16 protein-coding genes are annotated in these 18,504 nt (G+C 34.5%); 9 read left to right on the forward strand and 7 right to left on the reverse strand.

Annotated elements, in window-relative coordinates; genetic code table 11:
- Positions 1 to 11: 11 nt before the first annotated feature.
- The 4 genes from CELAL_RS13660 to CELAL_RS13675 are packed head-to-tail and all read right to left on the reverse strand — an operon-like array spanning position 12 to position 4,841.
- The gene (locus tag CELAL_RS13660) at positions 12 to 479 is read right to left on the reverse strand and encodes a Fur family transcriptional regulator (RefSeq protein ID WP_013551489.1); all 468 of its coding nucleotides are present in this window, start codon (positions 477 to 479) and stop codon (positions 12 to 14) included.
- Between the two features lie 43 nt (positions 480 to 522).
- Complete coding sequence (locus CELAL_RS13665; protein ID WP_013551490.1) at positions 523 to 2,727, reverse strand: RelA/SpoT family protein; 2,205 nt, start codon at positions 2,725 to 2,727, stop codon at positions 523 to 525.
- Between the two features lie 44 nt (positions 2,728 to 2,771).
- On the reverse strand, positions 2,772 to 4,004 hold the full coding sequence (locus CELAL_RS13670; RefSeq protein WP_013551491.1) for a M48 family metallopeptidase: 1,233 nt from the start codon (positions 4,002 to 4,004) through the stop codon (positions 2,772 to 2,774).
- 27 nt (positions 4,005 to 4,031) lie between these two features.
- Complete coding sequence (locus tag CELAL_RS13675) at positions 4,032 to 4,841, reverse strand: TrmH family RNA methyltransferase (protein ID WP_013551492.1); 810 nt, start codon at positions 4,839 to 4,841, stop codon at positions 4,032 to 4,034.
- A gap of 146 nt (positions 4,842 to 4,987) precedes the next feature.
- Between CELAL_RS13675 and CELAL_RS13680 the strand changes: the two genes are divergently transcribed.
- The 8 genes from CELAL_RS13680 to CELAL_RS13715 all read left to right on the forward strand — a co-directional run bounded on the left by CELAL_RS13680 (position 4,988) and on the right by CELAL_RS13715 (position 11,350).
- Positions 4,988 to 5,800, forward strand: coding sequence for a DUF6503 family protein (locus CELAL_RS13680; RefSeq protein WP_013551493.1), 813 nt, complete (start codon positions 4,988 to 4,990; stop codon positions 5,798 to 5,800).
- Between the two features lie 73 nt (positions 5,801 to 5,873).
- Positions 5,874 to 6,116, forward strand: coding sequence for a MoaD/ThiS family protein (locus CELAL_RS13685; protein WP_013551494.1), 243 nt, complete (start codon positions 5,874 to 5,876; stop codon positions 6,114 to 6,116).
- Between the two features lie 180 nt (positions 6,117 to 6,296).
- Positions 6,297 to 7,280 (forward strand): GTP 3',8-cyclase MoaA, encoded by a 984-nt coding sequence (gene moaA, locus CELAL_RS13690; protein WP_013551495.1) that lies wholly within the window; start codon positions 6,297 to 6,299, stop codon positions 7,278 to 7,280.
- Entirely contained in the window at positions 7,280 to 7,753 is a 474-nt protein-coding gene (moaC, locus tag CELAL_RS13695; RefSeq protein WP_013551496.1) for a cyclic pyranopterin monophosphate synthase MoaC, read from the forward strand. Before moaA ends, moaC begins: the two co-directional genes overlap by 1 nt.
- Entirely contained in the window at positions 7,737 to 8,330 is a 594-nt protein-coding gene (gene mobA, locus CELAL_RS13700) for a molybdenum cofactor guanylyltransferase (RefSeq protein ID WP_013551497.1), read from the forward strand. Before moaC ends, mobA begins: the two co-directional genes overlap by 17 nt.
- Entirely contained in the window at positions 8,330 to 9,400 is a 1,071-nt protein-coding gene (moeB, locus tag CELAL_RS13705; protein WP_013551498.1) for a HesA/MoeB/ThiF family protein, read from the forward strand. Before mobA ends, moeB begins: the two co-directional genes overlap by 1 nt.
- Positions 9,387 to 10,163: a sulfite exporter TauE/SafE family protein gene (locus CELAL_RS13710; protein ID WP_013551499.1), complete on the forward strand. Its 777-nt coding sequence runs from the start codon at positions 9,387 to 9,389 to the stop codon at positions 10,161 to 10,163. The genes moeB and CELAL_RS13710 overlap by 14 nt, the downstream gene beginning before the upstream one ends.
- Positions 10,160 to 11,350, forward strand: a complete 1,191-nt coding sequence (locus CELAL_RS13715) for a molybdopterin molybdotransferase MoeA (RefSeq protein ID WP_013551500.1) — start codon at positions 10,160 to 10,162, stop codon at positions 11,348 to 11,350. The genes CELAL_RS13710 and CELAL_RS13715 overlap by 4 nt, the downstream gene beginning before the upstream one ends.
- A 56-nt stretch (positions 11,351 to 11,406) precedes the next feature.
- Here CELAL_RS13715 and CELAL_RS13720 read toward each other — a convergent pair whose 3' ends face one another.
- The 3 genes from CELAL_RS13720 to CELAL_RS13730 all read right to left on the reverse strand — a co-directional run bounded on the left by CELAL_RS13720 (position 11,407) and on the right by CELAL_RS13730 (position 16,961).
- Positions 11,407 to 12,702, reverse strand: coding sequence for an amidohydrolase family protein (locus CELAL_RS13720; RefSeq protein WP_013551501.1), 1,296 nt, complete (start codon positions 12,700 to 12,702; stop codon positions 11,407 to 11,409).
- 99 nt (positions 12,703 to 12,801) lie between these two features.
- Positions 12,802 to 15,750, reverse strand: coding sequence for an amidohydrolase family protein (locus CELAL_RS13725; protein WP_013551502.1), 2,949 nt, complete (start codon positions 15,748 to 15,750; stop codon positions 12,802 to 12,804).
- Between the two features lie 143 nt (positions 15,751 to 15,893).
- On the reverse strand, positions 15,894 to 16,961 hold the full coding sequence (locus CELAL_RS13730) for a DUF3810 domain-containing protein (protein WP_013551503.1): 1,068 nt from the start codon (positions 16,959 to 16,961) through the stop codon (positions 15,894 to 15,896).
- A gap of 78 nt (positions 16,962 to 17,039) precedes the next feature.
- Here CELAL_RS13730 and CELAL_RS13735 point away from each other — a divergent pair, with 78 nt between their 5' ends.
- Positions 17,040 to 18,497 carry an aminoacyl-histidine dipeptidase gene (locus CELAL_RS13735; RefSeq protein WP_013551504.1) on the forward strand — a complete coding sequence of 486 codons (1,458 nt, stop codon included), beginning with the start codon at positions 17,040 to 17,042 and terminating at the stop codon, positions 18,495 to 18,497.
- Positions 18,498 to 18,504 lie beyond the last annotated feature (7 nt).

The following is an 18,504-nucleotide window of genomic DNA, read 5'->3' on the forward strand; positions in this document are numbered from 1 at the left end:
AGTGTATTTGGTTAGTTGTTTTTATTATCGTCCTTGTTTTCTGCTTTGTTTTTAATGCCATAAAAATAGAGCGAATGATTCGTGATTTTGATATCAAACACTTCTTCTATGGTTTTTTTTATAGATTGAATACGAGGATCGCAAAACTCCATCACTTCGCCGGTATCTGTAAGAATTACATGATCATGCTGACGATCGAAATATGATTTCTCATATTGCGCTTGGTTTTTGCCAAATTGGTGCTTACGTACCAATTTACAATCCAATAAAAGTTCTATGGTGTTATATAGCGTAGCACGACTTACCCGATAGTTTTTATTTTTCATATTGATGTATAAGCTCTCAATATCAAAATGTTCTTCGCTATCGTAAATTTCTTGGAGTATAGCGTATCGTTCAGGTGTTTTTCGGTGCCCGTTTTCTTCTAAAAATTTTGTAAAGACATTTTTTACGATGTCTTGGTTCTTGTTATTGCTCATAAGAACTTTTGCATCTTTCAGGTTGCAAATGTACACCTAAAATTTAAATTCTGGTTACTTTGTCTATACCGTTAATCCCCTTTAAATTGTTGATAAGTTTTTTTAATATTTCATTATTCTTAACTACAACCGTTATTTTACCTTTAAATGTACCTCCGTCTGTACTAAAATTTATGTTGCGCATATTTACATGCATGTTTCCAGAAATAACTTCGGTTATATTACTTACCAAACCTAAATTATCAATACCAGTTAGATTAACTTCTGCTGTAAATTCTTGCTGACTAGAATCAATCCACTTGGCACTTATAATCCGATAAGCGTAGTTAGATTGAAGGGATATAGCATTAGGGCATGTTTTTGAATGCACCTTAATGCCTTCGTTTATGCTTATGAAACCAAAAACATTATCTCCAGGAATAGGGTTGCAACAAGGAGACATTTTATAGGGTAATTTTTCCTCTTCCTTACCAAAAACCAGTAAATCATATTTTGAGGTAATCTCATCCTTATCTACATCATCTAAAGTCTGTGGACGGCGAATTCTATTTTTAAAGAAGTTAATAAATGCATTACTGTCTGATGCACTATAATCTTTTATTTTCTGGTTGTCAATTGCGCCAATACCTACTCTATAAAACAAATCTAAACTTGTTTTTAATTTAAAATAAAGTACCATTTTATTGATGGTGTCTTCAGAGAAATTAATTTTTTGCGATTTTAATTTTCGCCTCAAAATCTCTTTACCCTCTAGCGCAACACTCTTTTTCTCTTCACGTAAAGTAGATTTTATTTTAGACCTTGCGCGCGCAGTAGTTGCATAATCTAACCAACTTTGGTTGGGTTGTGCGTTTTCGGAAGTGATAATTTCTACCTGATCACCACTATTTAATTTTGTGTTTAAGGGTACTAATTTACCATTGACCTTTGCGCCACGAGTGTGCATACCTACCTCAGTATGAATATTAAATGCAAAATCTAAAGGTGTTGAGTTCTTAGGTAAAGATTTTAATTCTCCCTTTGGCGTAAATACAAAGATTTCTTTTGAATATAGGTTTAGTTTAAATTCTTCAACAAAATCGACTGCGTTCGTTGTCGCATTTTCAAGAGCTTCTTGTAATTTATTTAACCACTCTTCAATACCTATTTCTTTTTGGTTTCCATGCTTGTATTTATAGTGTGCGGCATAACCTTTTTCAGCAATTTCATGCATTCGCTCACTTCTAATTTGTACTTCTACCCATTTACCCATTGGCCCCATAACGGTAATGTGTAAAGCTTCATAACCGGTAGATTTAGGAGAGGAAATCCAATCTCTTAAACGTACTGGATTGGGGGTAAAGTGATCGGTGACAATAGAATAAATTTTCCAAGCCAAAAACTTTTCATTTGGTTTGTCTGATTTATAAATAATGCGAATGGCAAACTTGTCATAAATTTCATCAAAAGTGACACTTTGGGTTACCATTTTTCTACGAATAGAATAGATAGACTTCATACGTCCTTTTATAGCGTAGTTAAGCCCCTCTTTGTCTAAAGAATCGCTAATTACTGAAGAGAAGTTTTCAATATATTCTTTTTGTTCTTCTTTAGTCTCTTCTATTTTACTTAAAATATCATTATAAACTTCTGGTTCTGTATATTTTAAGCTTAAATCTTCGAGTTCATTTTTAATATTATATAAGCCAATTCTATGCGCTAAAGGAGCGTAAATGTAAAGTGTTTCTGAGGCTATTTTTACTTGCTTATACTCAGGCATTGAATCCATCGTAAGCATATTGTGGTACCGATCTGCAATTTTAATAATTATAACTCTTATATCATCATTGAGCGTTAATAACATCTTTCTAAAATTTTCTGCCTGTTGCGATATGTTCATATCTTTTTTCAGGTGGGCAATTTTAGTAAGACCATCAACAATACGAGCAACACTTTCACCAAACATTCGTTCAATGTCATCTAAAGTGTACTCCGTATCTTCTACAACATCATGCAATAGGGCAGATGCAATGGAAACAGCATCTAAACCAATTTCAGATGCAACAATCTTAGCAACAGCAATGGGATGAAAGATGTAGGCTTCACCAGATTTTCTTCGTTGATCTTTATGGGCATCTACAGCGGTGTCAAAAGCACTTCGGATAAGTTTTTTATCATCATCGCTGAGTGTCTGATAACTGATACGTAGCAGTTCTTTGTACTGCTTTGCAATCTGTTTATTTTCTTTTTCTATATCAGCTTCTGTCATCATATCTTAAATTTAACACAATCTGTTTAACTATCCTACAAATATTATGCCTTTAAATTTTTAATTCTGGCAATTAATGGCGGGTGAGAATAATGCATGAAAACATAAGCGGGGTGAGGGGTAAGATTACTTAAACTGTTTTTAGATAATTTTTTGAGGGAGGTAATTAATGGGGTTGCAGAAAAAGTGTTTTTAGCAAAATCATCTGCTTGATATTCAAATTTTCGAGATAACATATTCATAACCAATCCTGTGATTTCTGAAATAGGGGTGTATAGGATTCCAAAACTGATGAGTGCTGCATGAAAACTAGGTGTGGTAACACCAATCGCTAAGGAGACCTCGGGAGTAGTTACAAAAAAAGAGAGCACAAATAATGTAAATCCTGTTAATAAAATACTACTAAATAGGTTAAAAATAATGTGTTTGCGTTTGTAATGACCAACTTCATGTGCTAGAACAGCTACAATCTCATCTTCATTTAAATCATTAATTAAAGTGTCATAGAGCGTCACTCTTTTTTCTTTTCCAAAACCAGAGAAATAGGCATTGGCTTTTGTAGATCTTTTAGAACCATCAATTACAAAAATATTATTAAGTTCAAAGCCCACTCCATGTGCATAGGCTTCTATTTTAGTTTTTAAAGAACCTTCTTCTAATGGGGTTTGCTTATTGAATAATGGGACAATTAATTTGCTGTAAAAAAGATTAATAATTAAAGCAAAAGCGGCCATTAATACCCAAGCATATATCCAGAAATTAGTGCCAGCCCAATTAAAGAACCAAATAAATAAGGAAATTATTACACCTCCTAGAATAGAAGTCATCAACCATCCTTTAAGCTTGTCAGCAAAAAATAATTTAGGGGTAGATTTATTAAAGCCAAATTTTTCTTCAATTACAAAAGTAGAATAATAGCTAAAAGGTGTGGTAATAATATCACTCCCTATCATAATAATTCCGAAAAATATAAGCGCTATAATAATAGTGTTATCAGAAAAATTTCGTGCTAAACTATCAATATAGCCAAAGCCGCCAAAAATTAAAAATGAAAGTGTAAGTACCAACGAAAAACTAGAGGTTAATAACCCAAACTTGTAATTAGTGGCTTTGTAATCTTGAGATTTCTGATATTCTTCTGCATCAAAAACGTCATTTAATTCTTTTGGTACAGGATCTTTGTATCGTTTGGCATTGAGGTAATCTACTGTAGTTTCAATTATAAATTGAAGACTTACTATGGCAATAATGAGGTAAAAAAATACGTCGTTTGTCATATAATAAATTAATTGTTTTGTTTGTATTTACAAACTTCTTTGCCTTTTGGCTTCAAAAATTAAAATAGCTGCAGAAACAGAAACATTCATAGAATCTATTTCTCCTTCCATAGGTATGATAATATTTTGAGTTGCATTTTCTAACCACTCCTCAGAAAGTCCAGTCGCTTCAGTACCTACTACAATTGCAGAGGGTGTTTTGAAGCTCGTGTTAGTATATACTTTTGAAGCGGTTAATGCGGCACAGAAAATATTTATATTGTTTTCTTTTAAAAACGCAATAATTTCTGTTGTGTTGCCTGTAGCTATAGGATTTGTAAATACACAACCTACACTGGAACGAATAATATTAGGATTGTATAAATCGGTTTTAGGGTTTGCGATAATCACAGCGTCTAAATTAGCGGCATCTGCGGTTCTTAATAAGGCCCCAATATTCCCTGGTTTTTCAGGTGCTTCCGCAACTAAAACTAAAGGATTTTTATTTTTAAATTTTAATTCACTTAAAATGTGTGTCTTTGCTTTTGCAATAGCTAAAATGCCTTCTGTGGTTTCGCGATAAGCAATTTTTTGGTACACTTCTTTAGATACACTAATTAACACTGGTTGGTATGCTAAAGTTGCAGTTAATTCCTCTATTTTAGATTCAGGGAATAAACCTTCAGCATAAAAAACAGTCTCAATAGTATAAAAACCTTTAAGTGCTAATTCAAACTCACGAATACCTTCAAGAATAAAATTTCCTGTTTTTTTACGCTCTCTTGATTTGTCTTTTAAAACAAGAACATTTTTAATGAGTGTATTTTGAAGGCTGCTAATATGTTTGGTTGAATTCATTGCTGCAAAAATAAACTAATCTTAATATACCGTCCTTACAATGTATTAAGTTAATTTGCGATAAATTAATGCAATTATTTTCTGTAACTCTTGTAATGAAAATATATTTTTACCGACTCAGCATTTCAACCCATAAAATACATTATATGCGCTTAGTACTTATTTCGTTAGTTGTAGCTCTCTTTTTATCGTGTAAAGACACTAAAAAGAACGAGCAGATTTCTGAACCCGTAAAAGAAACAACAGAAGAAGTTTCAACAACAGAAAGTAAGGTGGAGTATCCAGAAGACTTCATGAAAGTTTTGGAAGTGCATGGTGGTATTGCTGCATGGAGAGCTCAAAAGACCTTGACTTTTGTTAAGCCAAATGATGAAGGATTTGAACATTATACTATCGATTTACATACCAGAAATGAAAAAGTAGTTTCAGAGGAAGTAGAAAGAGGTAATGAAGGGGATAAAACTTGGGTATTAGATCCTGAAAATAATTTTAAAGGTGATGCTGTTTTTTATAAAAATTTATATTTTTATTTCTATGCAATGCCTTTTGTATTGGCAGATAAAGGGGTTAATTATTCTGAGACAGAAGCATTGGAAGTAGACGGTGTATCTTATCCTGGTATAAAAGTTAGCTTTGATCAAGGTGTAGGTACTTCTCCAAAAGATAACTATTATGTACATTATGATTCTAAAACAAATCAAATGGCTTGGTTGGGGTATACGGTAACCTATAGAACAGGAGAGAAATCTGATAAAATTAGTTGGATTAATTATAATGATTGGACCGAGGTTTCTGGATTAAAACTGCCGAAATCCATTTCTTGGCATAAGGCTGAGGGTAATAAGATATTGGGGGTTGCCAAAACTGTTAATTTTGAAAAAGCAACACTTTCGGACAAGTCAATGGAAAAAGGCTATTATGCTAAGCCAGAATCGGCTACGTATGTTACCCGTAAGTAATCTCAAAAATATAATCCCTTAGGATTTTTATTGCCGGTGATTATCCGTAACTTTCTGCCTTAATAGCTATAGAATGAAAGTTTTATTATTCGGGATTGCCAAAGATATTATTGGAGCTTCGGAATATGAAGTTCCAACACAACCAAAACCCCCTTCAACCGTAAAAGAGTTAAAGGATGTTTTGGTTGTTTTGTTTCCGGAATTTAGCAAATTGTCCTCTTTTGCGATAGCTGTTAATAGTGAGTATGCGGGCGAGGAGGTATTTTTGCATTTAAATGATGAAATAGCAATAATTCCGCCTGTTAGTGGCGGATAGGAACAAGAGATTTGTAGAAAATGCAGCTAATACGGATGCTACAGAAGTTTGTAAGAACGACAATCACAAGCGTAGTAGTGTATTACTTTATCGCTCTATGAATAAAAAACGGTTTCTAAAATTAAAAATAAAGTTTGTAGTAATAAGTCTGTATAATAAAGGCTAAGACACTCCTAAAGTATGTTGGTAGACAATCATAATAGAACTATTAATTACCTGCGTTTGGCGGTTACAGATCGTTGTAATTTGCGGTGTAATTACTGTATGCCGTCTGAAGGAATAGACTTTGCAGAAAACGATAAACTTTTTACGATCGATGAACTGATTCGATTAAGTCAGATTCTGATTACACAGGGGATTACTAAAATTAGAATTACAGGAGGAGAACCTTTTGTCCGCAAAGACTTAATGGTTTTACTACGTGAACTTTCTAAAATTGATGCGCTAGAAGATATTTCAATCACCACGAACGCTACCGTAATTGGTCCCTATATTTCAGAATTGAAAGCACTGGGTATTAAAAACATCAATGTAAGTTTAGATGCGATTACGAAAGATGTTTTTGAGAAAATTACTAGACGCAAGCAATACGACATTGTATATGAAAATATTATTCGTTTAATTACAGAAGGTTTTAATGTTCGTATTAATTGTATCGCTTTAGAAGGGCAGAATATAAATGAAATTGTCCCGATGCTAGATTTGGCAAAGCACCACAATGTTTGTATTCGTTATTTAGAAGAAATGCCATTTAATGGGGGATCCAAAAAGTTTACGGCCATTGCTTGGGACTATAAGCGAATTTTAGCACACATAGCAGAAACTTACCCCGATTATTATCAATTAGAATCGCCAAAAACATCCACATCTATTAACTATAAAATTCCTGGGTTTATCGGTACTTTCGGTGTGATTCCTTCGTTTACAAGAACATTTTGTGGATCGTGTAACCGATTGAGGATTTCTGCAACAGGTGATGTAATTACTTGTCTGTATGCCAAAGCTAGTACTAATTTAATTACAGCGTTACGGGGTGAAAATTCAGAAGAAACAGTAAAAGAAAATATTTTAAAAGCAGTAGGCAATAGAGCTAAAACTGGTTTTGAGGCACAAGAGAATTATAAAGGAGTTTTTTCAAACTCTATGACTTCAATAGGAGGATAATGGAAAATAAATTATCACATATAGATGATTCGGGAAATGCGACCATGGTTGATGTTTCTCAAAAAGAAATTTCAACACGTGTAGCAATAGCAACCGGTCGAGTGATTTTTCCAAAAGAAGTGTTTACGACACTTTCTGCACAAGATTTTTTAGGAAAAAAAGGCAGTATTATTCAGACTGCAGTGATTGCCGGAATTCAAGCCGTGAAAAGAACTGCAGATTTAATTCCGCTTTGCCATCAATTGGCATTATCAAAAATTGCAATTGATATTCAGCCAGTGGGTACTAGTTTGCAAATTTCTTGTACTGTAAAATGTAACGAACGTACAGGAGTAGAGATGGAGGCATTAACTGGGGTTACAATTAGTGCTTTAACTATTTATGATATGTGTAAAGCTTTGTCTCAGGACATTACCATTACTGATGTGCAATTAGCTAAAAAAACAGGAGGTAAAAATGACTTCAATAGATAAACTTTACGGATTAGTACTCTCTGGCGGTAAAAGTACCCGAATGGGAAAAGATAAGGGGTTGATAGCGTACCACGGAATTCCGCAGCGCGATTATATTTATAAGCTACTGGAAGAAGTTTGTGACCAAACATTCCTAAGTATCCGAAATGATCAGGTTGATGCAATTTCTAAAGAGTTTCAGGTTATTACGGATGATGATACGTTTAGAGGTCCGTATAATGGAATCTTATCAGCTCATAATAAATATCCGAATGTAGCTTGGCTAGTTCTTGCTTGTGATTTGCCGTTGATTGATGTTCCGTCCTTGAAAGAATTAATAAATGCCAGAGATACGACTAAGTTGGCAACTTCATTTGCTTTAAAGGAAAATCCACTTCCAGAACCTTTGTGTGCAATTTGGGAAGCAGCAGGATTAAAAGCTTCTGTAATATATATGAATACACAACAAGGCAGTTGTCCGCGGAAATTTCTGATACATAATGATGTTGCACTCGTTTTTCCTTCAAATGAACAAGTATTGCTTAATGCTAATTCTATAACGGAATACGAAGAAGCACTGAAAATAGTAGCACAATAATGAATCTAGAACGCTATTCACGACAAACACAATTAAAAGAATTTGGTTTAGAAGCACAAGAAAAGCTATCTGTAGCCAAAATTTTAGTGATTGGTGCTGGTGGTTTGGGAGTTCCTGCATTAACGTATTTAAATGCTATGGGCGTAGGTACACTCGGTATTGTAGATAATGATGTGGTTAGTTTGTCTAATTTACACCGCCAAGTAAGTTATTATGAAAGTGAAGTAGGGGAGCCTAAAGTAACTTCATTAATAAAAAAATTAAAAGTCCAAAATTCTGATACAAAGCTTGTAGCACATCATACTTTTCTAACGACAGAAAATGCTTTAGAGCTTATCGCTCAATATGACTTAGTGCTAGATGCCTCTGATAATTTTCCAACACGCTATTTGGTAAATGATGCTTGTGTTATTTTAAAACGACCTTTTGTATATGGAGCTTTGCATAGTTTTGAAGGTCAAGTAAGTGTTTTTAATTATCAAAACGGACCCACATATCGGTGTATTTTTCCAACAATGCCAAATCCTGCCGAAATTCCGAATTGCGATGAGAATGGAGTATTAGGGGTTGTACCTGGTATCATAGGAAGTTTACAAGCACTAGAAGCCGTGAAGGTTATTACAGGAATAGGAGAGGTGTTATCAGGAAAGTTTTTGTTGTTTGATGGTCTGTCTCAGAATTACCAAAAAATAAATTTTAAAAAAGTAGCTGGTAATATTACTATAACAGCACTAAAAGATAGCTATGAATTTAATTGTGCGGTGCCACAAGCATCGGTTTCTGCGCAACAGTTTGCCGAACTATTACAATCTGAAAAAATACAATTGTTAGACGTGCGTACAACAGAAGAATATCATCATTATCACATAGCTGATTCCATACATATTCCTTTGTCCGATTTAGAAAGTAACCTTGAAAAAATCGATTATTCAAAAACGATTTATGTTATTTGTCAATCAGGTATCCGAAGTCAGAAAGCCATACATTTAATTACAGCAATTAAACCAGAAGTAAGGCTAGTAAATATAGAAGGCGGTATTAATAAACTGAAAAGTTATGCTCTTAGATAGTACTCCTCTAATACTTCTTTGTTTAGGGTTTTTTATTGTTGCCACGCTATATTCTTCGGTTGGTTTTGGGGGCGGTTCTAGTTATTTGGCTTTATTAACGTTATTCTTACCTAGTTTTTTTGCCATACGTTCTATTGCGCTTATTTGCAATTTGGTGGTGGTAAGCGGGAGTACTTATTTGTATTTTAAGCACGGCCATGCAAAAATCAAAGAATTTATTCCCTTTGTAATAGCGAGTATTCCCTTAGCATTTATTGGAGCATCATTTAAATTGAATGAGCGCGTTTTTTTTATTGTCCTAGGGGTGTCTTTAGTGCTTTCTGCTCTAGCTTTGGCGGGTCAAACATTTACTAAAAAGAAAGAAGCGAAGGAGGTAAAGGAATACCCTAAATATTTTAGTTATGTCATGGGAGGAACTATCGGTTTTCTTTCTGGTCTGGTAGGGATTGGAGGAGGTATTTTTTTAGCTCCCGTCTTAAATCATTTTAAATGGAACTCTGCATTGAAAATTGCAGCTTTGGCTAGTTTTTTTATTTTAGTAAATTCCTTTTCAGGATTATTAGGACTATTAAATAGTGGAACGATTGCTTTGCCTTGGAAAGAAACTTTACTATTAGCAATAGCTGTTTTTTTAGGAGGGCAATTGGGAATACGATTAAGTTTAAAGAAATTAACGCCCAATAATATAAAACGCTTGACGTCTTTATTGGTTTTTATAGTTGGAATACGAGTATTACTCAAAAATGGATTAGAAGTATTATGATTACATATGAAGAGGCATTTAGGCGTGTAATGTTGTACACGAAAGATTTTGGAACAGTATCCGTACCACTTATGGAAAGTGTAAATTGTGTATTAGCAGAAACTATTTATGCTGATAGAGATTTCCCTCCTTTTAATAGGTCTACTAAAGATGGTATAGCGCTTCAGTTTAGCGCGTTTGAAGCTAATGAACAGCGCTTTAAAATAGCAGGTGTTATTAGTGCAGGTTTACCGCAGCAACAGCTAATACATGCTACCTCTTGTTTAGAGATTATGACCGGGGCAGTAGTGCCTGTTAACGCAGATACTGTTGTTATGTATGAAGATATTGATATTAAGGATGGCTTTGCAACCCTACATACAGCGCCTAGAGAAGGTCAGAATATACATGTTCAAGGGAGTGATAAAAAAGCAGGTACGGTTTTATTAGAAAAAGGGATTAGAATAGCTGCATCTGAGATTGGTATTTTAGCATCTGTAGGTAAAACGAGCGTTGTGATCAGAAAAACACCTACTGTTTGTGTAATTTCTACAGGTGATGAGTTAGTGCCCGTTGCACAAACACCTAAGCCTCATCAAATACGTACATCAAATGTATTGTCTTTACAAGCGGCTTTAATTAAAGAAAATATTGTTGCAACACATTTACATTTGCAAGATGATAAACCGGTCATAGAAGAAGCTATTTTAAAAACACTTCAAGATTATGATGTGCTTTTATTAAGTGGGGGCGTTTCTAAAGGGAAATTTGATTTTATCCCTGAAGTTATGGATGAATTAGGCGTAGAAAAAGTTTTTCATAAAGTATTGCAACGACCAGGTAGGCCTTTTTGGTTTGGCGTTCATGAGGAATATGAAACAATCGTATTTTCTTTTCCAGGAAACCCGGTGTCTACGTTCTCTAATTATTACGTGTATTTTTCACCTTGGTTGAAAAATTCTATGGGTTTAGGAGTTAGAGATCGTTTTGTGATTTTAAATAATGATGTAGAAATACATCCGGTATTAACGCTCTATATTCCTGTAATCCTAGAATGGGAGGGCGCAACATTAATTGCAAGAACTATTGAAAATAATGGCTCAGGAGATTTAACTTCTTTGGCAGAAACAGACGGATTTGCATGTTTACCTCCGGGAGATACTAGTTATAAAAAAGGTGATCAAGTGCATTTTATACCTTCAAAATAATATAAAAAAAGCGTCTGAATTTCTTCAGACGCTTTTTTTATAAGGTGAAATCTAAGCTATTTTTTACCTTCATATTTCCTCATGTAACGTTTCCATAGTTCTGTTTGGTGCGTTTCTAGGGATAAATCGCGTCCGTCAATATATGCGTGAGTTAATTGATTACTTCGTGTATCTAGTGCATCCCCTTCAGAGATAAAAAGCGTAGCACTTTTGCCTACTTCTAAGGTCCCATAGTCTGCATCAATACCTAATATTTTAGCAGTGTTTCCTGTGATTAATTGCAAAGCAGCTTCTTTGTCTAAACCTTGACCTACGGTTTGCCCAGCATAAAAAGGTAAGTTTCTGGTTTGAAAATTAGCAGCAGATGCGTTTTGAATCCCTACTAATACTCCAGCGTCAAATAAGAGTTTTGGATTCTTATAAGGTAAATCATAGTCATCATCTTCGAAATTTGGATTGTTGTGGGTAAAATTGATTAACACCGCAATGTTGTTTTCTTTTAGAAAATCGGTGATTTTATAAGCTCGGTATCCGCCCACGATTACAATTTCTTTTACACCATTGGCTTTTGCTAATGTTACAGCATCAATAATTTCTTTCTCGCCGTCGGTATAGATATATAGTTTCTGATTGCCATCAAATAACCCGCTCATTGCTTTATAAGCTAGATTCATTTCAGGGGCAGCAGCTTTACCATAAGCCATAGCATTTTTAAAGAACGTAGTAATCTCATCTAGTTCTTCAGTATATTTCTCATTGGGCTTAAAACCACGTTCTTCACCCATCCACCAGCGACCTTGCTTAAAAGAGTTTGGCCAGTTCATGTGAATTCCGTCATCTACTTTTACGGCAGCATCTTCCCAATTCCATGCATCAAATTGCACAATAGAAGAGGTTCCAGAGATACGACCTCCCTGTGGTGCTATCTGTCCAAGAAGTACGCCATTTGGGCGCATACTTTCAACTACTTTAGATTCTGCATTGTAGGCAATTAGACTGCGAATATGAGGGATCATATCTCCTATTTCATCTTGGTCATCACTGGCACGTACGGCATCTACTTCAACCAAACCTAAAGATTTTGCTGGAGCAATAAAACCAGGGTATACATGCTTTCCTGTAGCATTAATGATGGTTCCTTTTCTGGCAATTCTCATTTTGGCATCACCTACAAATGTAATTTTGCCAGCCTCAAACATAAGTAGCGAGTTTTCTATTACTTTTCCATTGCCCAAGTGTGCGGTAGCGCCTTCTATGGTAATGGCTTCCGTTTGTGCAGGCGCAGGTGTCTGCTGTGCAAAACTGAATGATGTGGCACATAATAATACGAGTATATATGTTATTTTTTTCATTTTTGTATTTTTAAAATTTAGCTTTTAAGAACCAAACGCTATAGTGTTGTTGTACTATTTAATTCCTTTAAAATAAATATCAAGTAACCATAAGTGCTCTTATAAACTATCACAATTAAATTCTTCTTTGTCCTTTTTTGAAGGTTTTTGAGTGGGTTTACCACCTTCTTTTTCTAGAAGCATCATTGTAATTAGTTCGTTTCGTTCTTTTGCTATAGCTTCCCTTTGTAATTTGTCTTTTTCAATATCAAAATAAACAGCACCATCAACTAGTGTTTTTTCAGATTTAGCGTAAACGGATAATGGATGATCTGACCACAAAACTAAATCAGCATCTTTACCTTCTTTTATACTTCCTGTTCTATCATCTAAGTGTAAAAGTTTTGCAGGATTAATAGTAACCATCTTCCAAGCCTCTTCCTCAGAAACGCCACCATATTTTACAATTTTACCAGCTTCTTGATTAAGTCTACGAGACATTTCGCGATCATCACTATTAATGGCTACCGTAATTCCTTGACTGTGCATAATAGCTGCATTGTAAGGTATTGCGTCATTAACTTCATATTTATAGGCCCACCAATCGCTAAATGTAGAAGCACCAACACCGTGTTCTTTCATTTTATCGGCAACTTTATAACCTTCTAAAATATGCGTAAATGTGTTGATTCTAAAGTTGAATTTATCAGCAACTTTCATTAACATATTAATTTCACTTTGTACATAAGAGTGACAACTAATAAAACGCTCACCATTTAGAATTTCAGCAATAACTTCCATCTCTTCGTCGTAGCGGTACGATTTTCCACTTTTCTTAAGTGCATCGTATTCTTTTCCTCTTTGAAAATAATTGATATATACTTGTTCAACACCCATTCTTGTTTGTGGAAAACGACTGAAACTACCCCAGTTAGATTGTTTTACATTTTCACCCAAAGCAAATTTTATAAATTTAGGACTGTTGTCGTAAATCATGTTTTTTGCAGATTCGCCCCATTTTAATTTTATGATTGCAGAACGACCACCGATTGGGTTTGCAGAACCATGCAAGAGTTGGCCAGAGGTAACACCACCCGCCAAGTTGCGGTAAATATTCATGTCTTCAATATTCACAACGTCTTCCATAGTAACTTCTGCAGAAGAGTTTTGCCCTGCTTCATTTACATCTAAAAGTGCTATATGGGTGTGTTCATCTATAATTCCTGCCGTTAAATGCTTACCAGTAGCATCTATAACTTTTGCGCTACCGCCATTTAAATTCGTGCCAATTTTAGTAATTTTTCCATTTTTGACCAGAACATCGGTATTTTTTAAAACTCCTGCATCTTCGCTAGTCCATACTGTAGCGTTTTTAAATAAGATAGTTTCTTGCTGAGGTATTGAAGTATAACCGTATCCAATATTAGGGTAGGTTATAGGCATAATCTTAGGAGTTTTTTTCTCCTTTTCGTCCTTCTCTTTGTCTTCAAAACTTTTTGTTTTTGTTGCTTTAAAATTACCTTCTTTTCCGTTTGGTAAAATTAATCGTCCTGATAATTCATCGGTTGTAGTCACCAACCCGGTCATCCGGTATATTTTTTTACCTTCATCTGTGGAAAAGGATACATCTAACCAGTCATTTGCAAAACTAATTTTAGCTTTTAGTTTTACGGTGTCTTGCTTAATATCAACTTTAGGCTTGCTAGCTTCTCCAGTTATAGAGATAGCAAACGCAGTACCATCAGTATTTAAACTATAATCACCTCTAATATCTTTTAAGTTGATGTCATTTACGATGGTCTTACTACCTTGAACCCAGTTTTCATATAAGGTTGTATTCTTTTCAAAAATATCACCAGAGGTAATTAAGAAGTTGGCATAACTACCTGTTTGTAAAGAACCTATTTTTGAACTTTTACCTAATATAGCTGCGGGTACGGTTGTTAGTGCTTCTAAAGCTTTTGTTTTTGAAAGTCCGTAAGTAATAGCTTTCATTATATTTTCTTTAAATTTTGCAGATGATTTTGAATCATGTATGGTAAAAGAAAAGGAAATACCATTATCTGCCATCATTTTAGGTGTCAAAGGCGCTTGATTCCAGTAGCGCATATCTTCTAATGAGACATAACCTGCTTGGTAGGGGTTAGCTACATCATAGGCATCAGGAAAATTTAAGGGCAAAATATATTGTGCACCTGTAGCTTTTATATCGGCAATGTTTTCATACTCATCGCCACCAGCAACAATCGCATATTGTATGCCATTAGCGTCTCCTATTTTATCGGCTAATAGATCATTGCCTTTGTCTTTAGCTTCAAAAATTTGCACTAAATTTTTATTAGCAATTAGAGCCTCTAGGGAACGGTCTTTAGTTTCAGATTTTCCTTGAGCATACCAGCTCATATCGCTGTACATTTGGCGCAATAGGGCAGTAGTACCCATTAATGATGTTGGATACGACTGATTTTTTATCACACTACGCTCAAAAGAAAAGTATTGTGCAGATTTATCATCTAATACACGGTTGGCATCAGTGCCATCTGTATTTAATGCGATTAAGACTCCAGTACCTCTAGCAATTCCGTCTTGAAGGTGACTGTTTACAACGCCAAATCCAGCTTCTAATAATTCTTTTGCTTTTTTAGTATCATATTTAAATTCGGTGATGCCATTTTTCTCTGGCATAATATGATCATTCCAGTAGAAACCTTCTCTTGTAGGTTCGTAGGATGCTGTTCTTCCGCTTCTAGATGGTCGCTTTGGTTTTTCAATTCCAAAATCAGAATAGATATCAATAAAAGAAGGGTAGATAGACTTTCCGCTCAAATCAATAGTAACGGTGTTTTTTGGTACCATAACTGTTTTACCAGCTTGCACTACTTTACCATTTTGGATTAAAAGTGTTCCGTTCTCAATAATTTGAGTTGGCGTTACATAAATTTTAGCGTTGGTAAAAGCCGTGTAGTTGTTGTTTTTAGATTTTACACCATCATTTTTAGGAAAATAATCTTGCGCAAATAGATAACTGCTGCACCATAGGAAGGTGAGCACGAGTAATCGCATTTTCATATATGTAGTTTTAGTTAATTAGTCTGTCTTAAAAATAAGTTAAATAGCAAGTATATGGAAAGTATCACTTTGATTTTAACAGAGTATTGGCATCCTTATATCAACTTATAAAAAAAACAGCTTTAAAATTGAAAATAGATATTTTACAACGGATATTTTTGATGATAACTTACGAGCAAGAAAACTACTTTACTATAGCTTTTAATGCCATCGTCTTGTTTATTCGCTTTTAGAAAAGAATTAAAAACCGCTTTAAATAGGGGTTCTGTTACGTTTTCATACTGCAACCAAAAGGTGTTTAATTCCTGATAATTCTGTAAAACACCAGCGTTTACTTTAGCTATTAATCTTTTAAAAAGTGCATTATCATTCTCTTTAATATTGCTTAAACAGTAACTCAATGCATACGCATATGCTGAATATTTAAATTGTATATCGTCATTATTTAAGGTTACTAAATAGCCGATTAAATTGGTTTCATTTTCTGCAGAATATCCTAATTGATGTCCTATTTCATGACCAGTAATAACCGGAAAACGGAATGCTGGAATAAGCGCGTTTACTTGGGCTTCATTGGTAAACGGATTTAGATACCCACCATAACCCATGTAACTTAAAGGGTAACTAAATAAAGATTCCTTTATACTTTTTTGATGGTAAGCTAGTATCGGATGAATTTTTTCTAAGCTTTTGTATCCTTCAATTGTTTTTTGGAAAATTTCTGTATTGGAATAGGGGATTTTTACCATTTTAGTGGTGTCTCCCGTAATAGTCATTTGGGTTTGGTTCGTTTTTATAATTAATTGTTCTACAAAAGAAATAAGTTCTTTTTTTGAAGTCTTTTCTTCTAATGCTAGTTTTTTTGAAATGGGTTCACGGTGGTAGTTGAGCCCCCAAGAAATATTAAAGGTGAAATAAGCAACAGCAAGAACCACCGCAATATTTCTTAAGAAAAGTAGTTTGTGAGAACAAATATATGTTCTTTTAACAATTAGATACCTAAGGGCATATAAAATTAAGAAGGCATACAACACATCGCCTACAGAAAAAGGAATCCATCCTATAATAAAGCGAAAAAATTTAGAAGAATAGGGGTAGATTCCTGTACTGAAATAGTTTTCAATATATTCAGGATAGTTACTTAGCCATTGAACTAGAAGAAACTGCAACGGTAGGCTTAATGCAATTACATTTTTAAATTTATTATTCATTAATCAAATTAAAAATTTCCAGTCTCAAAAATACGGTATTCTTTAAGTATCCGTATTTTTGAAGAAGATAAAAAAATTATGAGTAAAGAGATAAGACAACTAGAGCCTAAAGCTGTTTGGAATAAGTTTGCAGATTTGAATGCGGTACCAAGACCTTCAAAAAAAGAAGAACGTGTTATTGAATTCATGTTAGATTTCGGAAAAAGTTTAGGGTTTGAAACTTTTAAGGATGACGTAGGGAATGTAATTATTAGAAAACCAGCAACTAAAGGTTTTGAAAAGCGTAAGATGGTAACGCTTCAATCTCATTTAGATATGGTACATCAAAAAAATAACGATACCGTTTTTGACTTTGATACACAAGGTATTGAAATGTTTATTGCAGGTGATTGGGTAAAAGCAAAAGGGACAACTCTTGGTGCGGATAATGGTATGGGAGTTGCTACAATCATGGCACTTCTAGAAAGTACAGCTATTGCTCACCCAGCTTTAGAGGCATTGTTTACCATAGATGAAGAAACTGGAATGACAGGTGCCATGGGGTTAAAAGGAGGTGTTCTAAAAGGAGATATCTTACTTAATTTAGATACGGAAGAAGATGATGAAATAGATATAGGATGTGCGGGTGGTATTGATGTTACTGCCAAACGAAACTATAAAGAACGATCTAAACCAATGGGCGCTGTTGCTTTTGAAATTAAAGTAAAAGGGCTTACTGGCGGACATAGTGGAATGGATATTCATAAAGGTTTGGGTAATGCCAATAAATTAATGAACCGTATCTTGTATTTAGGATCAGAAAAATATAAGCTTAGCATATCAGAAATAAATGGAGGAAGTCTCCGTAATGCAATACCAAGAGAAAGTGTTGCAATAGTTTGTTTGAAAAAAGCGAATGTTGAAGATTTTCAAAAAGATTTTGAATTATGGGCGAATGCAATCAAGGCTGAAAAATTAGGTACAGAACCTAATATGGTAATTAGCTTATCTGAAGCTGAAAAACCGAAGTCGGTTATGAATTTTAAAACGCAAGCATCATTATTAAAGTCTTTATACACGGCACACAATGGCGTGTATACGATGAGTGCTGCTATTGATGGTCTAGTAGAAACTTCTAATAATGTTGCACGTGTAAAAGTAGGAGCCGGAAAAATACATATTGGTTGTTTGACACGTTCTTCTGTAGATTCTTCAAAAATAGATCTATCGAATGCTTTAATAGCAGCTTTTGAACTGGCGGGTTGTAAAGTAAGCTTAAGTGGCGATTATCCGGGATGGAATCCTAATCCTGATTCTGCTATTTTAGAGGTGCTAAAGGCACAATATAAGACGGTTTTTAAAGAAGAACCAAAAGTTGTAGCGTGTCATGCAGGTTTAGAATGTGGAATTCTAGGGCAGAATTATCCAGACCTTGATATGATTAGTTATGGTCCAACCATTAAAGGGGCACATTCTCCAGACGAACGGGTAAGTATCTCATCTGTACAGAAGTTTTGGAAGTTTACTTTAGATATTCTTGAAAATATTCCAGAGTAAATAAACC

This window comes from Cellulophaga algicola DSM 14237 (assembly GCF_000186265.1).
Classification (GTDB): Bacteria; Bacteroidota; Bacteroidia; order Flavobacteriales; family Flavobacteriaceae; genus Cellulophaga; species Cellulophaga algicola.